General features: G+C 68.6%; 19 protein-coding genes. 7 read left to right on the top strand and 12 right to left on the bottom strand.

The annotated features are described in order from the left end of the window. Positions 1-11 precede the first annotated feature (11 nt). Positions 12-1,691 carry a sulfatase-like hydrolase/transferase gene (locus VKQ35_RS02190; protein WP_324358411.1) on the bottom strand — a complete coding sequence of 560 codons (1,680 nt, stop codon included), beginning with the start codon at positions 1,689-1,691 and terminating at the stop codon, positions 12-14. Positions 1,692-1,829: 138 nt separating this feature from the next. On the opposite strand from VKQ35_RS02190, the gene VKQ35_RS02185 reads away from it, so the two are divergent. After that, positions 1,830-2,891: a hypothetical protein gene (locus VKQ35_RS02185; RefSeq protein ID WP_324358410.1), complete on the top strand. Its 1,062-nt coding sequence runs from the start codon at positions 1,830-1,832 to the stop codon at positions 2,889-2,891. Between the two features lie 158 nt (positions 2,892-3,049). Here VKQ35_RS02185 and VKQ35_RS02180 read toward each other — a convergent pair whose 3' ends face one another. Together VKQ35_RS02180 and VKQ35_RS02175 are read right to left on the bottom strand one after the other, a co-directional pair. Then, complete coding sequence (locus VKQ35_RS02180) at positions 3,050-4,405, bottom strand: amidohydrolase family protein (RefSeq protein ID WP_324358409.1); 1,356 nt, start codon at positions 4,403-4,405, stop codon at positions 3,050-3,052. A gap of 59 nt (positions 4,406-4,464) precedes the next feature. Continuing rightward, complete coding sequence (locus VKQ35_RS02175) at positions 4,465-5,616, bottom strand: aminotransferase class V-fold PLP-dependent enzyme (RefSeq protein WP_324358408.1); 1,152 nt, start codon at positions 5,614-5,616, stop codon at positions 4,465-4,467. 65 nt (positions 5,617-5,681) lie between these two features. Here VKQ35_RS02175 and VKQ35_RS02170 point away from each other — a divergent pair, with 65 nt between their 5' ends. Further along, positions 5,682-7,055 (top strand): amino acid permease, encoded by a 1,374-nt coding sequence (locus tag VKQ35_RS02170; protein WP_324358407.1) that lies wholly within the window; start codon positions 5,682-5,684, stop codon positions 7,053-7,055. A 32-nt stretch (positions 7,056-7,087) separates the two neighbouring features. Continuing rightward, positions 7,088-7,900: a helix-turn-helix domain-containing protein gene (locus tag VKQ35_RS02165; protein WP_324358406.1), complete on the top strand. Its 813-nt coding sequence runs from the start codon at positions 7,088-7,090 to the stop codon at positions 7,898-7,900. Here VKQ35_RS02165 and VKQ35_RS02160 read toward each other — a convergent pair. The 3 genes from VKQ35_RS02160 to VKQ35_RS02150 are packed head-to-tail and all read right to left on the bottom strand — an operon-like array spanning position 7,893 to position 10,873. After that, positions 7,893-8,828: a hypothetical protein gene (locus VKQ35_RS02160; protein WP_324358405.1), complete on the bottom strand. Its 936-nt coding sequence runs from the start codon at positions 8,826-8,828 to the stop codon at positions 7,893-7,895. The genes VKQ35_RS02165 and VKQ35_RS02160 overlap by 8 nt on opposite strands. 11 nt (positions 8,829-8,839) lie before the next feature. Further along, positions 8,840-9,058: a hypothetical protein gene (locus VKQ35_RS02155; protein WP_324358404.1), complete on the bottom strand. Its 219-nt coding sequence runs from the start codon at positions 9,056-9,058 to the stop codon at positions 8,840-8,842. Between the two features lie 12 nt (positions 9,059-9,070). Further along, the gene (locus tag VKQ35_RS02150; protein WP_324358403.1) at positions 9,071-10,873 is read right to left on the bottom strand and encodes a sodium:solute symporter family protein; all 1,803 of its coding nucleotides are present in this window, start codon (positions 10,871-10,873) and stop codon (positions 9,071-9,073) included. A gap of 207 nt (positions 10,874-11,080) precedes the next feature. Here VKQ35_RS02150 and VKQ35_RS02145 point away from each other — a divergent pair, with 207 nt between their 5' ends. Continuing rightward, positions 11,081-13,879, top strand: coding sequence for a M14 metallopeptidase family protein (locus VKQ35_RS02145; protein WP_324358402.1), 2,799 nt, complete (start codon positions 11,081-11,083; stop codon positions 13,877-13,879). Next, positions 13,876-15,195: a sugar MFS transporter gene (locus tag VKQ35_RS02140; RefSeq protein ID WP_324358401.1), complete on the top strand. Its 1,320-nt coding sequence runs from the start codon at positions 13,876-13,878 to the stop codon at positions 15,193-15,195. Before VKQ35_RS02145 ends, VKQ35_RS02140 begins: the two co-directional genes overlap by 4 nt. On the opposite strand, the gene VKQ35_RS02135 is transcribed toward VKQ35_RS02140, so the two are convergent. The 5 genes from VKQ35_RS02135 to VKQ35_RS02115 all read right to left on the bottom strand — a co-directional run bounded on the left by VKQ35_RS02135 (position 15,192) and on the right by VKQ35_RS02115 (position 20,586). Continuing rightward, entirely contained in the window at positions 15,192-15,575 is a 384-nt protein-coding gene (locus tag VKQ35_RS02135) for a DUF5367 family protein (protein ID WP_324358400.1), read from the bottom strand. The two genes, VKQ35_RS02140 and VKQ35_RS02135, sit on opposite strands and share 4 nt — an antisense overlap. Before the next feature lie 86 nt (positions 15,576-15,661). Next, positions 15,662-16,441 carry an SDR family oxidoreductase gene (locus VKQ35_RS02130; RefSeq protein WP_324358399.1) on the bottom strand — a complete coding sequence of 260 codons (780 nt, stop codon included), beginning with the start codon at positions 16,439-16,441 and terminating at the stop codon, positions 15,662-15,664. Further along, positions 16,441-17,220, bottom strand: coding sequence for a 2-keto-4-pentenoate hydratase (locus tag VKQ35_RS02125; protein ID WP_324358398.1), 780 nt, complete (start codon positions 17,218-17,220; stop codon positions 16,441-16,443). Before VKQ35_RS02125 ends, VKQ35_RS02130 begins: the two co-directional genes overlap by 1 nt. A 2-nt stretch (positions 17,221-17,222) precedes the next feature. Then, positions 17,223-18,134 (bottom strand): MBL fold metallo-hydrolase, encoded by a 912-nt coding sequence (locus tag VKQ35_RS02120; RefSeq protein ID WP_324358397.1) that lies wholly within the window; start codon positions 18,132-18,134, stop codon positions 17,223-17,225. A gap of 139 nt (positions 18,135-18,273) precedes the next feature. Beyond that, complete coding sequence (locus tag VKQ35_RS02115) at positions 18,274-20,586, bottom strand: TonB-dependent receptor (RefSeq protein WP_324358396.1); 2,313 nt, start codon at positions 20,584-20,586, stop codon at positions 18,274-18,276. 311 nt (positions 20,587-20,897) lie between these two features. Between VKQ35_RS02115 and VKQ35_RS02110 the strand changes: the two genes are divergently transcribed. Continuing rightward, positions 20,898-21,662 (top strand): phytanoyl-CoA dioxygenase family protein, encoded by a 765-nt coding sequence (locus VKQ35_RS02110; RefSeq protein ID WP_324358395.1) that lies wholly within the window; start codon positions 20,898-20,900, stop codon positions 21,660-21,662. Further along, entirely contained in the window at positions 21,655-22,935 is a 1,281-nt protein-coding gene (locus VKQ35_RS02105) for an MFS transporter (RefSeq protein WP_324358394.1), read from the top strand. Before VKQ35_RS02110 ends, VKQ35_RS02105 begins: the two co-directional genes overlap by 8 nt. Here the strand turns inward: VKQ35_RS02105 and VKQ35_RS02100 are convergent. Further along, on the bottom strand, positions 22,932-24,020 hold the full coding sequence (locus VKQ35_RS02100) for a Gfo/Idh/MocA family oxidoreductase (protein WP_324358393.1): 1,089 nt from the start codon (positions 24,018-24,020) through the stop codon (positions 22,932-22,934). The genes VKQ35_RS02105 and VKQ35_RS02100 overlap by 4 nt on opposite strands. Positions 24,021-24,058 lie beyond the last annotated feature (38 nt).

Raw genomic sequence — 24,058 nt, 5'->3', positions numbered from 1 at the left:
GATCGCTCCGCTCAGTTGTCCCACTCGATATATTCCTCGCCCTTGCGCTGACGAACGCCGCTCGGGTGGTCGATGAAGACCGGCCCCTGCAGCAGCGACGGCCACATGGGTTTGACGTCCTGGCGGTCCTGGGCGGCGAGCAGGGCCAGCATAGCCTTGGTCCGCTGCGGCTGGGCGGCGGAGAGTTCGTGGCGCTCGGTCGGGTCGGTCGCCAGGTCGTAGAGCCAGACCTTCTTCTGCGCCTCGCTGGACTGCAGCTTCCAGTCGCCATCGAGGACGACCTTGTACTGGCCCGAGCGCCAGAACAGCGTCTGGTGCGGACGGCCGGTCTGCTTGCCCTGGAGGAAGGGCATCAGGTCGACGCCGTCGATCACCCGGTCCTTGGGGACCTGCGCGCCGGCCGCGCCGGCGGCGGTGGCGAAGATGTCCACGTGGCCGACCGGATAGTTGAACCGCGAACCCGCCTGGATCTGCCCCGGCCAGCGCATGAAGAAGGGCGCGTGGATGCCGCCCTCGAAGAAGGTCGACTTCCAGCCGCGGTAGGGCTGGTTGATCTCCGGCAGGCCGATGTAGCCGGCGCCGCCGTTGTCGCTGGTGAAGATGACGAGCGTGTCCTTATCCAGGCCGTCGTCCTTCAGCTCTTTCAGGATCCGCCCGACGTTGCGGTCGAGGTTGCGGACCATCGCGCCATAGACCCGCAGGCGGTGGTCCTTGATCCCAGGCAGCGCATCGTAGTCGGCCTTGGTGGCCTGCAGCGGCGTGTGGATGGCGTTGGGCGCGAAGTACATGAAGAAGGGGCGGTTCTTGTTGGCGTGGATCGACCGGACCGCCTCGTCGGTGAGGTAGTCGGTCATGTAGCCCTTGGGCGCGAACATGGGGCTGCCGTTGAACTGCACGGCGTAGGGCAGGTTGGGCCACAGGAACTTGTCGATCGGGTCCCACGGCTGCTTGGAGTTCTCGACGCCCGGGTCGTGCTCGGGCAGATACATCGAGGCGCCTGGGATGAAGCCCAGGCTTTCGTCGAAACCCTGATCCTCGGGCCGCGAGCCCTTGACGCCGCCCAGGTGCCACTTGCCGAAATGCAGGGTGTGGTAGCCCTGGGTCTTCAGGACCTCGGCGATGGTGATCTCGCTGGCGGGCACGGCCAGCATGTTGACCGCTGACGGCGAGGCCGACGTCGAGCCGGGCGGCATCTGGGCCAGGCGGTCCTTGAAGAACTTCGGCTTCACGATGGCGCCGGGCTCCGCCTCGGTGCCGACCATCTTCTCGAAGGCCACGGGCGCTGGCGTGAACTCAAAGCCGAAGCGGGTGGGATAGCGGCCGGTCATGATCGCCGCGCGGCTGGGCGCGCAGGTGGCGTTGCCGCAGTAGCCGTTGGTGAAGTCGACTCCGTCGCGGCCGATGGAATCGATGTTGGGCGTCGGCACGGCGCCCCGCGCCACGCCGCCGCCGTTGAAGGTGATGTCGTTGAAGCCCATGTCGTCGGCCAGGATGAAGACGACGTTCGGCCGGCGCCGCCCCGGCGGTGGGGCCGATGGGCCCTCATCCCACGTCACCGCGTGGTTCGGCTCGACGTGCGGCAGGCGCGAATGGGCGACCATGGCCAGGATCGTCGCGCGGTTCGAATAGGCGAGGCCGAGCGCCGCCAGCACGACGAGCACGAGCGCGCCCAGCCAGGTCCACAGCTTCATGACCGCCTCCGACCATCCGTCGGCGAGTTCTATATACTGACATTAATCGTGCCGATAGATGTTCCATGAACGCGGTTTCGCCGCGACCTCGAAAACGGGGCGGCTTGCAAACTGGCCGCGCAACCCGAAGATGGCGGCGTGAACGCTTCCGCCCCCGACAGCTTGCTCGCCGAGGTCCAGATCGGCTGTGAAGACCTTGCGCCCGCGCTGGAGGTCTTCGTGGGGCGCCTGGGCTTCCGCATCGAGACGATCTTCCCGGCCGACGATCCCAAGGTGGCGACCCTGTCCGGCCATGGCCTGCGCCTGCGCCTGGCGCCCGGGGGCGATCCCGGGGTGATCCGGATGGCGGGCGCCGGCGAGCCGCTGACCGCGCCCAACGGCACGCGCATCGAGTTCGTCGATCCCGACCCGCCACTGGAGGTCCCGCCGCTGCAGCCCCAGTTCATCGTCACCCGGGCGGGCGAGGGTCCGGCGGGCGGCGCGGGGCGGGCCGGCATGCTCTACCGCGACCTGATCCCGGGACGGCTCGGCGGCCGTTTCATCGCCTCGCACATCTCCATCCCGACCGGCGGGCCGGTCGCCGATTGGGTCCACTTTCACAAAATCCGTTTCCAGATGCTGGTCTGCCGGCGCGGCTGGGTGCGGCTGGTCTACGAGGATCAGGGCGAGCCGTTCCTGTTCAAGGCGGGCGACTGCGTGCTGCAGCCGCCGCGCATCCGCCACCGGGTGCAGGAAAGCTCCGACGCCTTCGAGGTGATGGAGATCGGCTGCCCGGCCCTGCACGAGACCCTGGCCGACCACGAGATGGCGCTGCCGACCGCGACGCTCGCGCGCGATCGTGACTTCGGCGGCCAGCGGTTCCTGCACGCGGTCGCCGCCGAGACGCCCTGGACGCCGCACGGCGTGCCGGGCTTCGAGGCGCGCGAAACGGGGATGGCCGCTGCCACCGGCGGCCTCGCCGACGTGCGCGCGATCCGGCCCGCCGGGGCGCGGGGCTTCAGCGCTCAACCGCACGACGGCGAGTTCTTTTTCGGCTTCGTGCTGGAGGGCTCAGCCACGCTGGACTGCCAGGGCGCCCACGCGCTTGGCCCCACCGACGCCTTCGTCATCCCGGCCGGCGAGACCTGGGGGCTCAGCGACGCGTCGGACGATCTCCAGCTGCTGGAAGTGATGCTGCCGGCCGGGGCATCGGCCTCTTAGCCCTTCCCCTCGATGGGGAAGGGTTGGGTTGGGGTGTGATTGTTGAGGTGGTGTCGATGGCGCGGAACGGCGCCTTCGCCCGGCGCAGCCTCACGCCTCATCTCGCTGCACACACCCCATCCCCGACCCTTCCCCATCGAGGGGAAGGGGACTCCGTTCTAGGGTGTGAACCGCCGCTTCTGCGGGCCGCCGGCCAGCGGCAGCTTGGACTCGTCGATGATCTGGCCGGCCTTCATGACGAAGGCGATGTTCTTGACGTTCTCGATGCTGGCGGTCGGGTCGGCGTTGAGCAGCAACAGGTCCGCGAGCTTGCCGGGCTCGACGGAGCCCAGGGTATCGGCCTTGCCCAGCAGCACCGCGCCGTTGTGGGTGGCGATGGTCAGCACGTCGAAGGGCTTGATGCCGGCCGCGACCAGCAGCTCCAGCTCGCGCTGCAGGGCGGGCCCGCTGGACTGGTCGGTGCCGGCCGCCACCACGCCGCCGGCCGCCCAGACCTTGCGGATGTTCTCTTCGGCCACCGGCGTCATCAGCTTCATCCAGGCGGTCCACATGCGGGCCTGGTATTCGGCGCGGACCTTGGTCTTCAGCGTCGCGCGGTCGGCGGGGCTGAAGCTCGCCGCGTAGAGCGGCTGGTCGAGATATTCCGGGTGTTCGGCGAGCCGGCTGTAGTTCTCGCCGATGGTGAGCGTGCTGGCGAAGGGCGTCTTCTTGGCCCCCATCAGCTTGACGAAGCTATCGCTGACCGGGCCCTGGATCACCGGGTGAGCGAGGCTGTCGGTGCCGGCGAAGATCGCCTCTTCCGCGCGCAGCTCCGAGGAGACGTGGATGGTCGTGCGGATGCCGTGCAGATTGTAGTAGCGGATCACGTCCCTGAGCAGCTGTTCGGGCATCAGGGTGATCATCGGCCGCGCGCCCCAGCCCTCTTCCTCCAGGGTGAGCTTGATGATGTCGGGCTGCTGCTCGGCGATCTGGCGGTCGAGCTTGTCCTTGTCCTTCTCGAAGTCGGAGACGTTGACCGCCATGCCGCTGCCGTGGCTGCCCGGATAGGTGATCAGATTGCCGGTGCAGAAGATGCGTGGGCTGAGAATCTTGCCGGCCCGCTCGGCGGCGCGCAGCGGCAGGATGTTGTCGACCTGATTGCCGGCGTCATAGACCGTGGTGACGCCGGAATAGATGTAGCTGGCGAGTGCGGCGGTGCGGCTCTCGTTGGTGTCGGTCCTGTTGTCGACGCCGCCGTGCAGGTGGATGTGCACGTCCATCAGGCCGGGCATCAGGTATTTGCCGTGGCCGTCGATGACCTTGCCTTTGGATTTCGCAAGGGCGCTGGGGCCGACGCTCGCGATCCTGTCGCCGTCGACCGTGACGGTCATGTCGGCCTGGGGCGCGTGGCCGGTTCCGTCGATCAGGGTGACGTGCTCGATGGCCCAGGTTTCGGCGAGCGCCATGCGCGGCAGGGCCAGCGACCCCGTCACCGCAAACAGGGCGCAGGCCGCCAGAAGCGCCAGTTTCTTCATCTCGAAATCCCCCGAAATCCGCCGACCGAATGGGCGCCACCTTGGCCGGTAACCGCGCGCTACGCCAGCAGGTCCCGGTTGGCCGTGAGGCCTTCGACCAGGGCGTCGATGTCGCTGCCGTCGTTGTAGGCATGGAACATGGCGCGGACCTTGTCCTCGCGCCACGAAACGACCACGCCGTGTTCGGCCAACCGCTCGGTCATGGCCGCGGCGTCCTTGGACCGAACCGCCACCTGCGGCCCGCGCCGGGCGTCGTCGCGCGGGGTGGCGAGCGTGCAGCCGGCGGCGGCCAGGCGGTCCATGGCGGTTCCGGTGAGCTCGCGGATGCGGGCCTCGATGGCCGGGACGCCCCATGCGCGGATCAGCCCGATCCCGGCCTCGGCGGCGTAGCAGTTGGGCACCGGCGGCGTGCCGGTCTCGAAGCGGCGCGCGGTGGAGGACGGCGTGTTGGCGAAGATGTCCATGGCGCCGATGTCGGCCTGGGCGAACCAGCCGCTGACCGTGGGGGTGAGCGCTTCGATGTGGCGTTTGGCGACGTAGAGGTAGCCGACGCCCGCCGTCCCCAGCAGGTACTTCAGCATCCCGCCGACCGCGAAGTCGACGCCGAGCGCGGCGACATCGATGTCCACCGCGCCGGCCGACTGGAAGGCGTCCAGCAAGACCAGCGCGCCGCGGGCGTGGGCGAGCTTCACCACGCCCTCCACGTCGATCCGCGCGCCGTTGCGGTAGCAGACGTGGGTGACCTGGACGAGCTTGGTCCGCTCGTCGATCAGCCGGTCGAAATGCTCGAGCGGCACGGTCCCGTCGGCGGCCTCGGGGACGTGTGTGACCACGGCCCCACGCGAAGCCTGGGCGTGCCAGATCTGGGCGCCGGTGGGGAATTCCAGGTTGGAGACCACCACCTTGTTGCGCGGGCCCTCGAAGCTGAGCGCGCTCGCCAGGCTGTTGATCCCGGCCGAGGCCGAGGTGGTGACGGCGATCTCGTCCGCCTGGGCGTTCAGGAGGCCGGCGACGGCGCCCCGCACCGCCTCCTGCCGCTCGCCCCATCCGCCCCAGTCGACGCCCTTCGCCAGCCGGTCGTCGAGGTAGCGCCGGAAGGCGGCCTCCACCGGCGCCGCCAAGAGGCCGTAGGAGCCGCTGGCCAGGTAGGTCTTGTGCTTGAGCGTCGGGAACAGCGCGCGGAAGGCTGTCCAGTCCGGTTGAGCGGTCAAACGGGGCGCCTTGTGCGGCGCGGCGAACCTGCGTTCATGGGGCTGGGATTCCGGTGAGGGGCGGCGTGACCGACGAAGACGCGATCATCGAGCGCGAGGCCGGGCTGAGCAAGGGCCTGACGCGCGCGCAGATCACCATGATGGGCCTGGGCGGCGCCATCGGCACCGGCCTGTTCATGGGCTCGGGCATCGCCATCGGCTATGCCGGCCCCGCCGTGGTCGTGAGCTACGCCATCGCCGCCTTCATCGCGGTGATCATGGTCTTCAGCCTGTCGGAGATGGCGGTGATGCATCCGGCCGCGGGCTCCTTCGGGGTCTATGCCGAGACCTATCTCAATCCCTGGGCCGGCTACGCCGTGCGCTACACCTACTGGGCCTGCCAGGTGGTCGCCATCGGCGGCGAGGCCGTGGCGGCCGGGACCTACATGGGTTTCTGGCTGCCGGGCGTGCCGGTGTGGATCTGGTCGCTGGGATTCGCCGTGGGGATCATCTTCCTGAACTCCCGCTCGGTGAAGAACTTCGGGACCGTCGAATACTGGTTCGCGCTGATCAAGGTCACCGCCATCATCCTGTTCATCATCCTGGGCGGGGCGGCGATCCTGGGCGTGGCGCAGCCGGCGGTGGGCTTCCACAACCTGACCGGCCTGCCGGGCGGCTTCGCCCCGCACGGGCTGAAGGGGATCTGGATGGGGACGATGATGGGCATCTTCTCCTTCATCGGGGTCGAGCTGATCGCGGTGACCGCCGCCGAGACGCCCGACCCGAAGACCGCGATTCCGGCGGCGCTCAGATCGATGACCGCGCGCCTGGGGCTGTTCTACCTGGTCGGCCTGACCATCGTGGTGAGCTTCGTCCCCTGGACGGAGGTCGGCGCGAAGGTCGTGTCCGAGAGCCCCTTCGTGAAGGTTTTCGAATACACCCACGTGCCCTACGCCGCGGCGATCATGAACTTCGTGGTGCTGACCGCGGCGCTCTCCAGCATGAACGCCAACACCTACCTGACCGGCCGGATGCTGTTCTCGCTGGCGCGCGGGAACTATGCGCCCAGGCAGTTCGGCGTGTTGAACAAGGCGGGCGCGCCGGCGCCGGCGGTGCTGTTCTCCGGCGGCGTGATCCTGGCCTGCGCCATGGTCTCGCGCCTGACGCCGCTCGCCTACAACTACCTGTTCGGGATCGCGCTGTTCGGAGCGCTGTTCGTCTGGATCGTGATCCTGCTCAGCCACCTGGCCTTTCGCCGCCGGCATCGGCCGGAGACCTTGCCGGTGCGGATGCCGTTCTTCCCGGTCCTGCAGATCGTGGGGCTGATCCTGATCGGCGCGATCCTGGCGACCATGGGCCTGAGCCCGGACTTCAATGTCTCCTGGATCGTCGGCATCCCGTGGGTGCTGCTGCTCACCGCGGCCTATTTCCTCTGGAAGCGACGCCAAGGCCGGGTCTAATTCCGTCTCCCGGAATTGCGGAACCGAGCGCCATGGCCGCAGACGCCACCGTCCAGTCCGCCCTGCGCGTGCTGACCGTCATCGAGGCGCTGAACCAGCACCGGGTGACGTCGCTGGAGGTGCTGCACGGCCGGACCGGCCTGCCGAAGTCGACGCTGATCCGGCTGCTGGAGACCCTGATCGCGGCGGGCTATGTGGTGCGGGTCTCGCGGCGCGACGGCTATTCGCTGACCGACAGCGTGCTGTTGCTCTCGGCCGGCGTGCGGCGCCGCGACGTGCTGGTGGACATCGCGCGGCCGGCGCTGGAGGCCTTCACCCGCAAACACAAATGGCAGGTGTCGCTGGCCACCAGCGAGCGCGACAGCATGCTGGTCCGCGCCACCACCCGCGACATCAGCCCCTTCGCCCGCGAGGAGGTGTTCCTGAACCGCCGCGTCGGCATGCTGCGCAGCGCCATCGGCCAGGCCTATTTCGCCTTCTGCTCGGCCGGCGAGCGGCGGACCATCCTCAAGCTGGTGCGCACGGCCTACCCCGAGCAGGTCGCCAGCGTCGGCGGGCCCAAGCGCATCGCCGCGATGGTCGAGAAGGTCCGGGGCGACGGCTATGCGGCCATTGTGCGCCCGCCGGCCGATCCGACCCGCAGCATCGCCGTCCCGGTGCTGGAGGCCGGGGTCCCGGACCGCCCGCTCGGCGCGATCGTCATGTTCTACTACCAGTCGGTGATGAGCGAGGCCGAGGCGGTCAGGAAGTATCTGGGTCCGCTGCGCGCGCTCGCCGGCCAGATCGCGCTTGGCCTGGACGAGGCGCGGTGGAGTGCGGCGGGCAAGGAGGGCGAGCTCAGCTGAGCCCGTAGGGCTGCTCCTTCGGCTTCCAGTCGTTGATCATGCCGACCATCGGATGGCCGGCGACCTGCGCGCGGACCACGTTGCCACTCCACTGACGCCCGAAGATCGGCACCTGATAGCTGACCACGGTCTCCGCCGATCCCTCGACGCTACGGCCGTCTTTCAACAGGGCGGCGAAGCGGCGCTTGGGCGACCAGGGCTCGATACGGAACCTCTCCATCGGGGTGTCCTGACCGCCGAGGTCGAGGTCGCCATAGCCGCGCCCAGGGCTCAACAGGCCGATCATTCCGGAGTCGGCGCTCCACAGCATGGCGTAGGTGAAGGGGGCGGTGAACCGTGGGTTGGTCTGGGTCTGCTCGTGCGCCTTGCCGACGCCGCCGACATGGATTGTCTTGCCGGCGGCCCGAAGCGTGGCCTCCACCCGGCCGGTGTGTTCGAAGCGGCCCTTGGGCGAGCCGGCCAGCAACTGACCCGGATGGAAGACGCCTTCGACGCTGACCAGCGCGGCGCCCGGTCCGTCCGTCCCGCTGGTTCCCCTGTGGGCCCCGAGCTCGGCGCGGAACGACATGGCCTTGAGATCGCCGGAGGTCCCGACGCGGGAGATCGAGGCCTTGAGGCCAGGCGATGGATAGGTGGCGCTGGGAAGTTCGGCGGTGATCTTGTCCGCCGAGCTGGGAACCTGGCTGTCGGTGAAGGTGTAGAGCACGCCGTCGGCCAGGAGGTGCAGCCACACCCAGGTCTTGCCGCGCTCCGGATAGCGCGAGATGCGCAAGGAGAGGCCGTTGCGCGCGTCGGGATCGAAGTAGAGCACCATCGCCGACTCGCTCCAGGTCGGCTCACCCTCGACGACGCCCTGGGCCGCCGTGGCGCGCCCCGGCAGCGCGCCGAGGCCGATCAGGCCAGCCGTCACTGCGCGCCGGTCGAGCATGTCCATCTCCCTTAGGTTTGGTCTTCCGGTGGCGGGTCGAGCCGGCCGCGTTTGGCGAGCGCCGCGAGGACCAGCATGAGCGCGCCGAAGGCCGCCATCACGCCACCCCAGATCAGGTCGATGTTGACCCCGGCCGACAGCGTGGCGGGGCCAAGGACGCCGTAGCCGCCGACCAGCAGGCCGATGGCCAGGAACAGGAGCCCGATGGGCAGGCGCACGTCGAAGAGCATGGCTTGCGGCTCCTAGCGGAAGATCAGGTTGAGGATGACGGTGAGGGTCAGCATGATCACCCCCAGCAGCACCGGGCGCATGTACCAGGGCCCGTTCTCGCGGACGATCTTGGGGGTGAGGGAATAGACCAGGCCGGTGAGCTCGCCCTGCGGCTTGGGCCGGGTCACCAGGCTGACGGCGATGGTGACGATGAAGCAGGCGCTCCAGGCCCAGATGGCGATCCAGAAGTTCTGGGCCATCTCGCTGGCGTAGGTGTGGGTGACGCCGAGCCAGCCGCCCTTCAGCCCCGCCATGTCGTTCACCGGCAGCGTCAGGCCGTGATGGATCGCCGCGGTGATGGTGCCCGCCGCCAGGCCGATGAAGGCGCCGTGGCCGGTGGTCCGCTTCCAGAACATGCCCAGCAGGAAGGTCGCGAACACCGGGGCGTTCACGAAGGCCATGACCAGCTGCAGGAAGTCGTTGATGTTGTTGAACTGGCTGCAGAGATAGGCCGCCGCCACCGAGGCCGCGATGCCGAACAGGGTCGCGAGCCTGCCGACCATCAGATAGTGCGCGTCGGGCGCCTCGCGCCGGATGTAGGCCTGGTAGATGTCGTAGGTGAACACCGTGTTGAAGGCGGTGACGCCGCCGGCCATCCCCGACATGAAGCTGGCCAGGAGCGCGGTCAGGCCCACGCCCACCATGCCGATCGGGAAGTAGCGCAGCAGCAGGTTGGGCGTCGCCAGGTCGTAGTCGAGCTGCGGTTCGCCACGGGCGTCGAGCATCGGCTTGCCGGTGGTGGAATCGATCTTGATCGGGATGACGCCCGGGTCGTGCTGCACGATCTCGCCGGCCCGCACCGCGGGCACTGAAGCCTTGCCCGGATGGTCGGGGGCAGAGGTGAGCGCGATGGCGATCAGGCCCGGCAGGATCACGATGAAGGGGATGAACATCTTCACGCCGGCGGCGATCAGCGGGGTGCGCCTGGCCGCCGACATGGAGTTGGCCGCCATGGCCCGCTGGACGACCAGGAAGTCGGTGCACCAATAGCCAAAGGAGAGGACGAACCCGAGGCCCATCGAGAGCCCGAACCAGTCGACGCCCAGCTTGTTGGTGGTGGCGTGCGCCATGCCGGCCCAGGCGTGGGTGTAGCTGGGCCCCAGCGTGGTCTGCAGCCCGTGCCAGCCGCCGACCTGGCGCAGGCCGAGCCATACCAAGGGCGCGAAGCCGGCGACGATCAGGAAGAACTGCAGGACCTCGTTGTAGATCGCGCCCCTAAGCCCGCCCATGTAGATGTAGACCAGCACCACGGCCGCGGCGGTCAGGATCGCCCCGTGGAAGATCCAGGCCTGCGGCAGGCCGAGCGCGGCGAACGGGCCGTCGAAGACGTGCAGCGTCTGGATCAGCTTGGCCAGCGCATACATCGAGATCCCGGAGTTCAGGATCGTCATCAGCGCGAAGGTCACCGCGTTCAGGGCGCGGGTCTTTTCGTCGAACCGCATGCGCAGGTATTCGGGCGCCGAGCGGGCTTTCGACCCGTAGTAGAACGGCATCATGAAGACGCCGATGAACACCATCGCCGGGATGGCGCCGATCCAATAGAAGTGCGCCGTCGAGATGCCGTACTTGGCGCCCGACGCGCCCATGCCGATCACCTCCTGGGCGCCCAGATTGGCCGAGATGAAGGCGAGCCCGCAGACCCAGGCCGGGATCGCGCGCCCCGCCAGGAAGAAGTCGTTTCCGCTCTTGGCGCGCCGGGCGGAGACGATCCCGATGCCGAGCACGAAGATCAGGTAGAGGGCGATGACGCCCCAATCGACCGCGCCCAGCTTCATGCGTTCGTCCCCCTAGACCGCTCCTCATCTGAGGGAAGAGTCGGCGCGTTTCGCGAAAGTGGCGGCCTTCCGCTGGCGACAGTCAAGGCGCCGCGCTCGCAGAACGCCGAAAGGTTTCAGCTTAGCCATCGACAAGCCGCGCGCGCGGGCTAGCGTGCGCGACGAGACTGGGCCCGGTGGTTGCGGCCCAGGCACGGGGAACTGTCGATGAAATCAGCGTTGTTGGCCGGCGTCGCGCTGGCTCTGGTCTGGCAGGGCGCGGCTATCGCCCAAGGCGGACACATCACCACGCCGAAGGAGGCCTTCAACGGCGCCGAGCCGGGGGACGACTACTTCCTCGCCAACTACGACCAGACCACCGCCTACTGGAAGAAGCTGGCGACCGAGAGCGACCGGGTGAAGCTGGTCAGCCTGGGCAAGTCCGTGGAGGGCCGCGAGATCTGGATGGCGATCGTCTCGTCGCCCGAGAACCTCAAGAAGCTCGACCACTACGTCGACATCGACAAGCGGCTGGCGCTGGCCAAGGGCCTGGATGACGCGCAGGCGCATGCGCTGGCGCGCGAAGGCAAGGCCATGGTGTGGATCGACGGCGGCCTGCACGCCAGCGAGGTGTCGAGCGCCCAGAGCCAGATCCAGATCGTCTATGAGATGCTGTCGAAGAACGACCCGGAGACGCTGCGTTTCCTGGCCGACGACATCACGCTCTTCGTGCTGCCCAACCCGGACGGCCAGCAGCTGGTCGCGGACTGGTACATGCGCAAGGCCGACCCGAAGGCTCGCTCGCTGGCCGACCTGCCGGTGATCTACCAGCGCTACGTCGGGCACGACAACAACCGCGAATACTACATGTCCAACCAGCCGGAGACGACGGCCATCAACAAGGCCATGTTCAAGGACTGGTTCCCGCAGATCGTCTACAACGAGCACCAGACCGGCCCGCTGGGCGAGGTGGTCTTCGTGCCGCCATTCCGCAATCCGTCGAACTACCACTTCGACCCGCTGGTGCTCTCGGAGCTGGACGGGGTGTCGGCGGCCATGCACTCGCGCCTGATCCAGGAGGACAAGCCGGGCTCGGGCGAGCGCTCGGCGGCGCCCTATTCGACCTGGTTCAACGGGGGCCTGCGGACCACCGGCTACTTCCACAACGTGGTCGGCATCCTGACCGAGATCATCGGCTCGCCCACCCCGATGCAGCTGCCCTTCGTGCCCTCCAAGCAGCTCTCCAACCAGGACGAGCTCTATCCGGTGGCGCCGCAGATCTGGCACTTCCGCCAGACGGTCGAGTACGTGAAGAGCCTGAACCGCGCGGTCATGGACTACGCGTCGAAGAACCGCGAAGACCTGCTCTACAACCGCTATCTGATGGGCAAGAACTCCATCACCCGCGGGACCCGCGACAACTGGACGGTGACGCCCAAGCGGGTGAACGCGGTGGTCGAGGCCTCGAAGGCCGCGGGCGGCGCGCCGCCGCGCACGCGGGGCGGCGACGGCCTGGCCGGCAACGGCGACCAGTCGCAGGTGGTCGATCCCAAGCTCTACGAGAGCGTGCTGCACGCTCCGAACGAGCGCGATCCGCGCGGCTACATCCTGCCGCCCGACCAGCCGGACATGCCGACCACGGTCAAGTTCCTGAACGCGCTCATCAAGTCGGGCATCGTCATCGACAAGGCGACGGCGCCCTTCACGGTGGCCGGCAAGACCTATCCGGCCGGCAGCTATGTGGTGCTCTGCGACCAGGCCTACCGGCCGCACATCCTCGACATGTTCGAGCCGCAGGACCACCCGCAGGACTTCGAATTCCCGGGCGGCCCGCCGATCAAGCCCTATGACATCACCGGCTATAACCTAAGCTACCAGATGGGGGTGAAGTACGACCGCATCCTGGAGGGCTTCTCAGGCCCCTTCCAGCCGATCAACGACGTCATGGCGCCGCCGCCCGGCAAGGTGGTGGGAACGGGCGGCGCGGGCTGGCTGCTGGATCACGGGGTCAACAACAGCTTCACGCTGACCAACCGGCTGCAGAAGGCCGGCGTGCCGGTCTCGTGGCTGAAGAGCGAGGTCAGCGCCGACGGCAGGACCTTCGCACCCGGCGCGGTCTGGGTTCCGGCCAGCGGCAAGGCCAAGGCGATCGTCGACAAGGGCGTCGCCGACCTGGGCGTCAACGCCTATGCGATGAGCGCCGCGCCCAAGGGCGAGAAGATCGCGCTGAAGGCGCCGCGCATCGGCATCGTCGACACCTACGGCGGCCTGATCACCTCGGGCTGGATGCAGTGGGTCGTCGAGCAGTTCGAGTTCCCCTACAGCCTGGTCTACGGGCCCGAGCTCGACGCCGGCAATCTCAACGCCAAGTACGATGTGCTGCTGTTCGTCGACGGCGCGATCCCGGGCGGCAACGGCCGCTACGGTGGCGGCGGCGGCGGGCGCGGCCTGCCGAAGCCCGACGAGGTGCCGGAGAAGTACCGCAAGATGCTGGGCAACATCACCCAGGAGAAGACGCTCCCGCAGGTGCAGGCCTTCATCCAGAACGGGGGCACGGCCATCGCCGTCGGCGGCTCCACGCGGCTCGGCGAATATCTGAAGCTGACCGAGAATGGCCTGGTCGCGCCGGGCAAGGACGGCAAGCCCGAGCCGATCCCGTCGACCAAGTTCTACATCCCGGGTTCGATCCTCGAAGCCAAGGTCGACAACAAGGACCCGCTGGGCTTCGGCTTCGCCGACCACGTCGACGTGTTCTTCGATTCAAGCCCGGTGTTCAAGATCACCGCGCCGGCCGACGCCAAGTCGGTGTCGTGGTTCCAGGGCGCCGACCCGCTGCTCTCCGGCTGGGCCTGGGGGCAGAAGGCGCTGGACGGGACGGTGGGCGTGGTCGACGCCAGCTATGGCAAGGGCAAGGTCTTCCTGCTGGGTCCGGAGGTCGCCATGCGCGGCCAGTCCTACGGGACCTTCAAGTTCGTGTTCAACGGGCTGGAGTACGGGCCTGCCGCGTCTGGGAAGGGCGGCAGGTGACCGCGGTGGCCGCCGCGCCGGCGGGCCGGGCCGACAGCCCGGCCCGGTCGATCGCCATCGCCGGCGGCCTGTTCTTCATCATCGGCTTCTTCACCTGGCTGAACGGGCCGCTGATCACCTTCGTGCGGCTGGCCTTCGACCTGAACGAGGTGAACTCGTTCCTGGTGCTGATGGTCTTCTACCTGTCCTATTTCGTGCTGGCCCTGCCGGCGTCGATGATCCTGCGGAGGACCGGCCTGAAGCGCGGGCTCTCGCTCAGCCTGACGGTGATGGCCGTGGGCGCGGCGATGTTCGGGGAGTTCGCCACGCGGCGCTGGTATCCCGGCGCGCTCACCGGCCTCTTCACCATCGGCGGGGGCCTGGCGCTGCTGCAGACCGCGATCAATCCCTACGTCAGCATCCTGGGGCCCATCGAGGGCGCGGCGCGGCGGATCGCGTTGATGGGCATCTGCAACAAGGCCGCCGGCATCGCAGCCCCGCTGGTGATCGGCGCCCTGGTGCTGCGCGGGATCGGCGATCTGGCGGATCGGCTGCAAGGGGTCAGCGGCCCGGCCCGCGAGGCCCTGCTCGACAGCTTCGCGGCCAAGATCCATCTGCCCTACCTGGCGATGGCCGCGCTGCTGCTGGCGGTCGCGGCGGGGATCCTCCGGTCGCCCCTGCCGGACCTGAAGGCCTCGGAGGTCAACGCGTCCTCGACACCCTTGGGCGAGGCGGATGGGCGCAGCGTTTTCAGCTACCCGCACCTCTGGCTCGGCGTCGTCTGCCTGTTTGTCTACGTCGGCGTCGAGGTGATGGCCGGCGACGCCATCGGGGCCTACGGCCGGGCGTTCGGCCTGCCGCTCGACCAGACCAAGTTCTTCACCGCCTTTACGCTGGCGGCCATGCTGCTGGGCTATATCGCCGGCCTGGTGTTCACGCCCAGGATCGTTTCGCAGGACACCTACCTGCGCGCCTCGGCGCTGCTGGGTCTGGTGCTGGTCGGCGGCGCCTTCCTGACCAAGGGCTATATCTCGGTGGGCTTCGTGGCCTCGCTCGGCTTCGCCAATGCGATGATGTGGCCGGCGATCTTCCCCCTGGCGATCCGCGGGCTCGGCAAGGCGACGGAGACCGGCTCGGCCCTACTGGTCATGGGCATCGCCGGCGGGGCGATCATCCCGCAGGCCTTCGCGGCGCTGAAGCAGCACTACGACTTCCAGGCGGTGTTCGCCGTCCTGATGGCGCCCTGCTACCTCTACATCCTCTACTACGCCTGGCTCGGCTGTAAGGCGCGGCCGAGCGATCCGCCGATGCCGGCGGCGGGGATCGTCGGACCCTAGCCTTTGGCCCGCGCCGCGCGCACCAGGGCGAAGAGATAGAGCGCCGCCGTCGCGAAGATCAGCACCGCGGCGAACGGGCCGGCGGTGGCGGGCCTCAGGCCGGTGATCTGGCTGAAATCGGCGATATAGGCGACGTCGCCGAACAGGCCGCCGAGCGTCATGATCAGCGCGACGCTGGCCGACTGGGCGACCGGGACCTTGCGCCAATCCATAGTGGCCTTCAGCAGCAGGCAGACGCTGGCCGCCATGACGAGCGCGACGATCGCCAGCACAAGCGGCCCGCTCTCGAACAGCAGCGTCCCGCCCAGGCGGAAGCCCACGGCGCCCGACAGCCAGATGCCGAAGCCCATCAGGCCCAGAAGGGTGGTTTCCTTGGTCATCGCGCGCTCCCATCCCCGCGGCTCGCGCGAAGTCGTCCTAGCTGGCGGCTTGCGGACGGCACGGTCAAGCTCGGAGCTCGCCGCCTTCAGAACACGCCGGGGAACGCGCCGCCGTCCAGCAGCAGGTTCTGGCCGTTGATGAAGCCGGCGTGCTGGCTGGCCAGGAAGGCGCAGACCGCGCCGAACTCCTCGGGACGCCCTACCCGGCGGGTGGGATTGGCGGCCTCGGCGCGGACCCGCAGATCGGCGGCCGGGACGCCGGCCCGCGCGGCCTGCGCGGCGAAGACCCCGGCCAGTCGGTCGGTGTCGAAATAGCCCGGCAGCAGGTTGTTGATCGTCACCCCGTCGGCCGCCGCCTCGCGGGCCAGGCTGGCGACCGCGCCGGTGAGGCCCGAGCGCGCGCCGGTGGAAAGCCCCAGCATCGCCACCGGCGACTTCACCGCCGAGGAGGTGATGTTGAGGATGCGGCCCCAACCCCTGCGGCGCATGGCGGGAATCGTCGCGCGGATCAGCTGCAGCGGCGCGACCATGTTGGCCTGGACAGCGGCGTGCCATTCGGCTTCGCCCCAGTCCTCGAACTGGCCGGGCGGCGGGCCGGCGGCGTTGGTGACCAGGATGTCCGGCTCGGGGCACGCCTCCAGCAGGCGCGCGCGGCCGTCTTCGGTCGTCACGTCGGCGGCGACGGACGCCACCGGCCGGCCGACGCGGTCGGAAAGCCGCTGGGCCGCCGCCGCCAGCGGCTCCGGCGATCGGCCGTTCAACAGGACCTCGACCCCGGCGTCGGCGAGCGCGGTGGCGCAGGCGAGGCCCAGGCCTTTGCTGGAGCCACAGACGATGGCGCTGCGGCCCTTGATGCCCAGGTCCATCAGCTCACCTGCAGTTCGACCGGCGGCAGGCCGTCGATCTCGAAACGGTAGGCCTCGCCCGGCTGGGCGAAGCGGGTGGGGACGATGGCGCCGGTGCTGACCCATTGGCCCGGTCGCAGCGCCTGGCCCCGCCGGCGCAGGTGCGAGGCGAGCCAGTGGACCGCGTTCAGCGGATCGCCCAGCACCTCGTCGCTCATGCCCTGGTTCGCCTCTTCGCCGTTCAGACTCAGCACGCCCTTGCGCCCGCGCAGGTGGGCGAGGCCGCCGACCGGGATCGGCGGGCCCAGCACCAGGCCGGCGTTCCAGCTGTTGTCGGCGACGATCGAAGCGGCAGAGAGCTTGCTGTAGTCCGCGCCGCTGTCCTCGACGAGTTCGAAGGCGGCGCAGACCTGGTCGATCAGGTGATGCAGCGGCAGGTCCTGCAGTTCCAAGCCGGTCCGTCCAGCGCCTTGGGCAATCCGCACCACCATCTCGCTCTCCAGGCCCAGGCGCACATAGTCGCCCGTCTTCACGCTGGCCGGCGAGCGCAGCACGCGGGAGGCCAGCACGACGCCGGAGATCGGCTCGTTCACGCCGCACATCTGCTGCATGCGCGCGGTGGTGAGCCCTACCTTGAAGCCGACCGCCGTCCCGCCCAGGCCCGCGACGAAGCGCTCCTGAACCCGATAGGCGAGGGGCACGTCGGGCGCTTCGCCCTTCTCGAAAATGCTGGTGAAGACCTCGCGCCGCGCGTGCCGCTCGGCCAGGGCTCGCGCGAGGCTGTCGGCGCGCTCGCTCACGACTATTTCCCGCCGGCCTCGGCGTAGAGGCCGTCCAGCCGGGCGCCCGTCCAGGCGTTGGGGTTGAAGGTCCAGAGGTCGTCGGTCTTGATCGCCGCGACCAGCCTGTCCTTGGTCGCGCCGGCCTTCACCGCCGCCCTGGCGCGGTCGAGGAAGGTCGCCCACTTGTCGCGGAAGGCTTTCATGTCGGCCTTGGTCAGCGGAGTGTCGCCGTGGCCGGGGATGGCCAGGTCCCAGTCGAGCTTCAGGGTCTGGTCGAGCGAGCTCAGCCATCCCGTGATCGAGCCGCCGCCGCCGTAGTCGCAGTTGGGGGTCACGGCCACCAGCTCGTCGCCCATCGAGACCACCTTCAGGTCAGGGAAATAGACCACCGTGTCGCCATCGGTGTGCGCCGGGGCGAAGTGGTTCAGCTTCACGGTCTTGCCGCCGAGCTTGATCTCGTAGGTTTTGTCGTAGGTGACGTCGGGGCTGGCCGGCGCCTGCGCTGCCGGATTGTTCGGCGGCGGGGTGAACTTCGCCAGCTGGACCCCGATGTTCTTCTGGCCGACGACCTTGACCCCGGCGGCCTCGAAGCGGCCGTTGTTGCCGGTGTGGTCGGCGTGCATGTGGGTGTCGATCAGGTACTTGATCGGCTTGGGACTGATGGTGTGGGCGTCGGCGACGATCTCGTCATAGATCGACTGGCCGGGGTTCTTGGAGTCGACGAGGATCAGGCCGTCGTCGGTGACGCGGACGGTGGTGTTGCCGCCGGCCCCGACGATCATGAAGAGGCCGGGCTTCACCGGCTTGACGACCAGTGGCGGGCGCGGCGCGGAGGCCGCCGGCGGCGCGCCCGGGGCCTGGGCGAGGGCGGCGGAGGCGCCGGCCGAGATCAGGGCTGCGGCCAGCATCGTGCGGACGGCGATCGACGGCATGCAGGTTCCTCCCCAGGACGCCTTAGCGAACGGCGCGCACCGTCACCCCGACCGGAAGCCTTGTCCAGTGGCGCGACCACACAGCCATCGGGGCGCGCCTTGCGACGCGCCCCGGCCGGCTCGTGGATCTGCGTCGAGGTCAGAAGTCCTTGTGCAGCGAGATGCCGGCGTAGCGGCTGAAGTCGCGCGGCACGCTGCCGATCAGGCCGCCGTTCCCCTCGGCCTGGATCAGGTAGTAGTGCTGGTTGGCGATGTTCTTGAAGATCAGGCGCGCGTTCCAGTCCGCCTGGCGGTCGGTGAGCGCGATCGACCCGTTCCAGATCCCATAGGCCGGCTGGATGGTGTCGGGGGTCTGGCCGATGCTGTCCTGCTGCTTGGCCTGCCAGGAGTAGTCGGTCTTCAAGGCGACCTCGTAGCGCCCGTTGGTCCAGGCCGTCCAATCCCCGCGGATCGTGAACTTGTTCTTCGGCGCGAAGGGCAGGGGCTTGCCGTTGACCTGGCAACTGATGGCCGAGCCGGGCGGGCAGCTGAAGCTGTCGATCCGCGCGTCGACGTAGGAGTAGTCGAGGCTGAAGGTCAGGTTGTCGAGGACCCGGGCCACCGCATCCACCTCGGCGCCCTTTGTGGACACGTCGCCGGCGTTGATCAGCCGGGTGACCACCGTGCCCGCGACCAGGTCCGGCTCGTTCGCCTGATAGTTGGAGACCTTGTCGTCGAACACCGCGACGTTCAGCTGCAGATGGTTGTCGAGCAGCTTGGACTTGAACCCGACTTCGAAGGCGTTGGAGGTTTCCGGGTTCAGCTGGTTGGTCTGCAGCGCCGTCATGTTGAAGAAGACGTTGTAGGCCGGGCCCTTGTAGCCGCGCGAATAGGTGAAATAGGCGTTGGCCGTGGGGCTGATGTCGTACTGCAGGCCGAGCCGGTCGGCGTAGCCGCTGACGCCGGTCGAGCCGGTCGCCGCGAAGGCCGGCGAGACGCCTGGGACCGCGGTCGCGGAGGTCGAGGTCCGGCCGGTGTAGAAGCTCAGATCGTCATGCACCAGGCGCAGGCCCGCGATGGCGCGGAAGTCCTTGGTGAAGTTGATGTTGGCTTCGCCGAACACCGAGTAGTTCGTCGTCCTCGCCCCGAAGTTGTTCACGCCGAAGTTCGAGGTGAGCGCGCCGGTCGCCGCGGTCAGCTGGGTGACGTCGCGGCGGTATTGTTCCTTGTCCGGCTCATGCAGGTAGTAGGCGCCGATCACATAGTCGAGCAGGTTGCCTTTCGGCGAGGCCAGGCGGATTTCCTCGGAATATTGCTTCTCCCAGACGTGGCCCAGATCGACCTGCTGGGTCGGCGAGAGCGCTGTCAGGATCGAGAACAGGTCGAGGTCGCCGCGCTGGACGTTGCGCCAGTACCGGTAGGCGCTGATCGAGGTGAGCGTGTAGCCGCCGCCGAACGAGTAGTCGGCCTGCACATAGGCCCCTGAGGTCAGGTCCCGGTCGTCGTAGGGCGAGTTCTGGGAGACGTTGTGGTTGCCGAACGAGGGCGTGACGCCCTCGGTGGTCAGGACCGACAGCAGGTTCGCGCTGGTGGTCACCACGCCCGTCGGATAGGCGACGTTACGGTTGTTGATGAAGACGCCCGGGTTCCCCGACTGCGTCGTGTACATATAGTCCGCGCCGAACACCACGCGCAGGTCGCTCGACGGCGTCCAAAGCAGCTTGCCGCGCGCGCCCTGAAAGTCGTCGCCGTTGATCTTCGTGTGGTTGAAGACGTTGGTGACGTTGCCGTCGAAGCTGCTGGTGACGCCGGCGAGGCGACCGCTGAGCTTGTCCTTGATGATCTCGCCGTTCACGGCGCCGGCGATGCGGTACTCGTTGCCGGTGTAGTAGCTGGCGTCGATGAAGCCGCCGGGCGTCGGCGTCGGGTCCTTGGTCACGATGCTGATCACGCCGGCCGAGGCGTTCTTGCCGAACAGCGTCCCCTGCGGCCCGCGCAGCACCTCGATGTGGTCGAGGTCGATGAGGTCGGAGACCATCTGGCCGGGCCGCGCCAGCACCACGCCGTCGATGACCGTCGAAACGGTCGGCTCCGCGCCCGCCGAGGTGGTGATGGTGCCCAGGCCCCGGATCAGGATGTCCTGGTCCTTGTTGGAGGGCTGGCTGCGGAACTCGACGCTGGGGATGACCGCGACCAGCGCGGTGAGGTCGTTGCGGTTTTCCTCCATGGCCAGCGCGCCGGTGACGACGCTGATGGCCACGGGGACGTTCTGCAGGGTCTCCGAGCGCAGGCGCGCGGTGACCACCAGATCCTCGAGCGTGGTGACGCCCTGGGCGTCGGTCTTGCCGGCCGCGGCTTCGGCGGCCATCGCCGACGTCGCCGCGACAAGGCTGGAGCTGGCCAGCAGGCCGGCGAGCAGGATGCGGCCGGCCGCGCGTGGCGCGCGCGGATGGCGGGTCTTGGCTGAAATCATGGTCTTCCCCCTATCGTTTTTTGTCTTGGTGCGCCGGCGCTCTAGCCTGCCGGCGATCATGATAGCGCTGTCATTATCCTATCTAACAAGTAGGATTTAGAACCTGCAACTACGGGATGTCGTTGTAATTTTTCTCGCGCCCCGTCGCGGATTTCTTATGGAAACACCATAATCCGCGGAATCCTCAGCCGAAGAGGCGACTCGGCTCAGCTTGGGATCGCAATTTGCCTCCCCGTGGGTTTGCGTCATGATAACGTTGTCATGACTGGCCCCGCCTGTCACGTGAGAACCTTGTAACTCAGGGAACGACCATGGGCTTCGAACCACAGCGCGAGCAGTTCGCGCGCGAAGGTTACGCGGTGTTCGAGCGGGTGCTCGAGGGCGAGCTGCTGGAGCTGTTGCGTGAGCAGTGCGCGGCCTTCGTGGCGCGCGAGGACGCGCGGATGGACGCCGCCGGCGTCGACACGCTGGGCATCAGCCACCGGGGCAAACGCTACTTCGCCAACGAGTGCCAGCGCGAGGAACCCAGCCTGCGCCAGATGCTGTTCAGCGAGACGATGGCCGACGTCTGCCGCGCCACGCTCGGCGACGACGCCTACTTCTTCTTCGACCAGTATGTCGTGAAGGGGCCCGAGGGCGGCCTGCCGTTCGGCTGGCATCAGGACTCGGGCTATGTGGTCGGCAACGGCGGGCCGGTGGACCACGCGCCCTACCTCACCTGCTGGTGCCCGCTGGACGACGCCACCGCCGACAACGGCACGGTGCGGGTGCTGCCGTTCAGCGAGGTCCCGCTGTCGCGCGACTGGATCATGCCGCACGAGCGCCAGCCCGGGACTAACGACCTGGTCGGCTGGAAGGGCAACGACGAGGGCGTGGTGCTGGAGGTCCCGGCCGGCAGCGTAGTGGCCTTCTCCAGCCGCCTCCTGCACACCACCGGCGCCAACCGGACCGACAAGATGCGCAGGGTGTATCTGGCGCAGTATACTCCCGAGGTGATGCTCAACCCCGGCACCCGCCAGCTGCGCCGCAACGCCATTCCGGTCGTCCAGAAGGGCGAGCACGTGACCCGTGGCTGAGGCGCTCGCCGACGCAGCCGAAGGCGCGGTCATCGCGCGGGGCGGGCTGCTGGAGCGACGCAAGTGGTGGCTGCTGGCCCTGGTGATGGCCGCGGGCATCCTGAACCTGGTGGACCGCCAGGTGATCTCGGTGCTGAAGCCGCTGATCGAGGCCGACCTGCACTGGACCGATGTCGACTACGGCCGCCTGGCCTCGCTGTTCCAGCTGTCCGCGGCCATCGCCTTCCTCGGCGCCGGCTGGGCCGTCGACCGGCTGGGCGCGAAATGGGCGGGCCCGGCGGGCGTCTTCGCCTGGAGCCTCGCGGCCATGGCCCACGGCTGGGCGGTGACGCTGGGCCAGTTCTCCGCCGTGCGGATCGCGCTCGGCGCCACGGAGGCGATGGGCACGCCCACAGGGGTGAAGACGCTGGGCGGCATCTTCTCGGCGCGGACCCGGTCGCTGGCCTTCGGCTTCTCCAACGGCGTCTCGTCCATCGGCGCCATCGTCACGCCGCTGTTCCTGCCGCTGATGGGGCTGGCGCTCGGCTGGCGCGGCGTCTTCTTCTTCGTGGGCGTGCTGGGCTTCGTCTGGGTCGCGGTCTGGATCGTGGTGAGCCGCGGCGTGAGCTTCGCCGACACCGAGCCGGCCGCCTCGCGGCTGCCGAGGCTGAGCGGCCTCAAGACCCTGCTCGGCGACCGGCGCACCTGGGGCATCGCCGGCGCCAAGGTGCTCTCCGACCAGATCTGGTGGCTGCTGCTGTTCTGGGCGCCGGACTTCTTCCACCGGGTCTATGGCGTGGGCGTGGCCCAGCTGGGGCCGCCGCTGGCGGTCGCCTATACCGGCTCGGCCCTGGGGTCGGTGATCGCCGGATGGGCCGGCACGCGCCTGCTGGCGCGGGGCTATTCGCTCAACACCGTGCGCAAGAGCGTGATGCTGGTCAGCGCGCTGCTGGTGACCACCCTGCCGCTGGCGCTGGTGACCCACAACCTCTGGGCCGCCGCGGGCCTGCTGGCGGTGACCATGGCCGGCCATCAGGGGTTCTCGGTCAGCATCTTCTCGATCATCGCCGACATCACGCCCAGGTCGCGGGTGGGCACGGTGACCTCGTTCGGGGCCTTTTGCGGCAACCTGGCCGGGATGGGCATCGTCTACCTGGCCGGCCAGATCCTCACCGCGGGCCTCGGCTACATGCCGTTGCTGGCGATCGCGGCGGTGTCCTACCTGCTGGGCCTCGTCTGGCTGCACCTCTGGGTGCCGCGGCTGACGCCCGTCGCCGAGCCCGTCGCGGTCTAGAACCCCAGTTCGGACATCTCCACCACCCGCTTCTCGCGAGCGCTGATCTCGGCGGCCATGCCGATGGCCACGGCCATCAGGCCGTCGTGCGCCGTGACTTCCACCGGACCTTCGCCGCGCACGGCGGCGATGAACTTCTGGTGCTCGTAGAAGGTCGAGCCATGGTGGCTGCCGGCCTTCAGGGCGGCCGGATCGACCTCGACCACCTGGCGCTCCACGCGCTTGGGATTGCGCACGCCCACACGCGGCGAATAGACGATCGCGCCCTCCGGGATCAGCACGTCTAGGCGCGCCTTGTCACCCACCGCGGTGATCTCCTCCTGGTTCTCCGCGCCGTCCGCGAACATCGAGAGGTCCAGCATGGCCCGCACGCCATTGGCGAAGTCGACGGTGGTGTAGCTGTTGTCGATGATGTCGGGCGTCTCGCCGCCGTAGCGCTCGTCCAGGTGGTTCACGTCCATGGCGCCGGAGCAGTAGACGCGCACGGCCTCAGACTGGGTGATCAGCCGCATCATGTCGAAGAAGTGGCAGCACTTCTCGACCATGGTCCCGCCGCTGTTGCGGTTGAAGCGGTTCCAGTCGCCGATCTTCTTCAGGAACGGGAAGCGGTGCTCGCGGATCGACAGCATGTGCAGCGTGCCGATGCGGCCGGCGCGGATCTGGTCGATGTATTCCACGACCGGGGGCATGTAGCGGTATTCCATCGCCACCCAGAACGGGGCCTTGGACTCTGCGGCGCGGCCGGCCACCCAGCGGGCGTCCTCCAGCGTCGTCGCGAGCGGCTTCTCGCAGAGGATCGCGACGCCCGCCTCGAACAGCGGCTCGAGCACGCTGCGATGGGTGTAGTTGGGGCTGGCGACGATCACCGCATCGATGAGGCCGCTGGCGGCCAGGGCCGCGCTGTCGGCGAAGGTCTGGGCCTCGTCCGCCGCCGCGCCGAGCGTCGCCTTGGCGGTCGCCAGCGAGCTTTCCACCGGGTCGGCCAGCGCGGTCACCACCGCGCCCGGCGTGATCGCCAGGTTGCGCAGGTGCTCGTTGGCCATCAGGCCGGTCCCGACCAGGCCGTAGCGGACGGTGTTCCTCAAGTTTCAACTCCCGGGGGTGTGGAGACAGCGCTGTCAGG

Origin of the sequence: Phenylobacterium sp. (assembly GCF_035309685.1) — a bacterium.
GTDB lineage: Bacteria > Pseudomonadota > Alphaproteobacteria > Caulobacterales > Caulobacteraceae > Phenylobacterium.
This window is presented reverse-complemented; position numbering and strand designations above follow the sequence as displayed.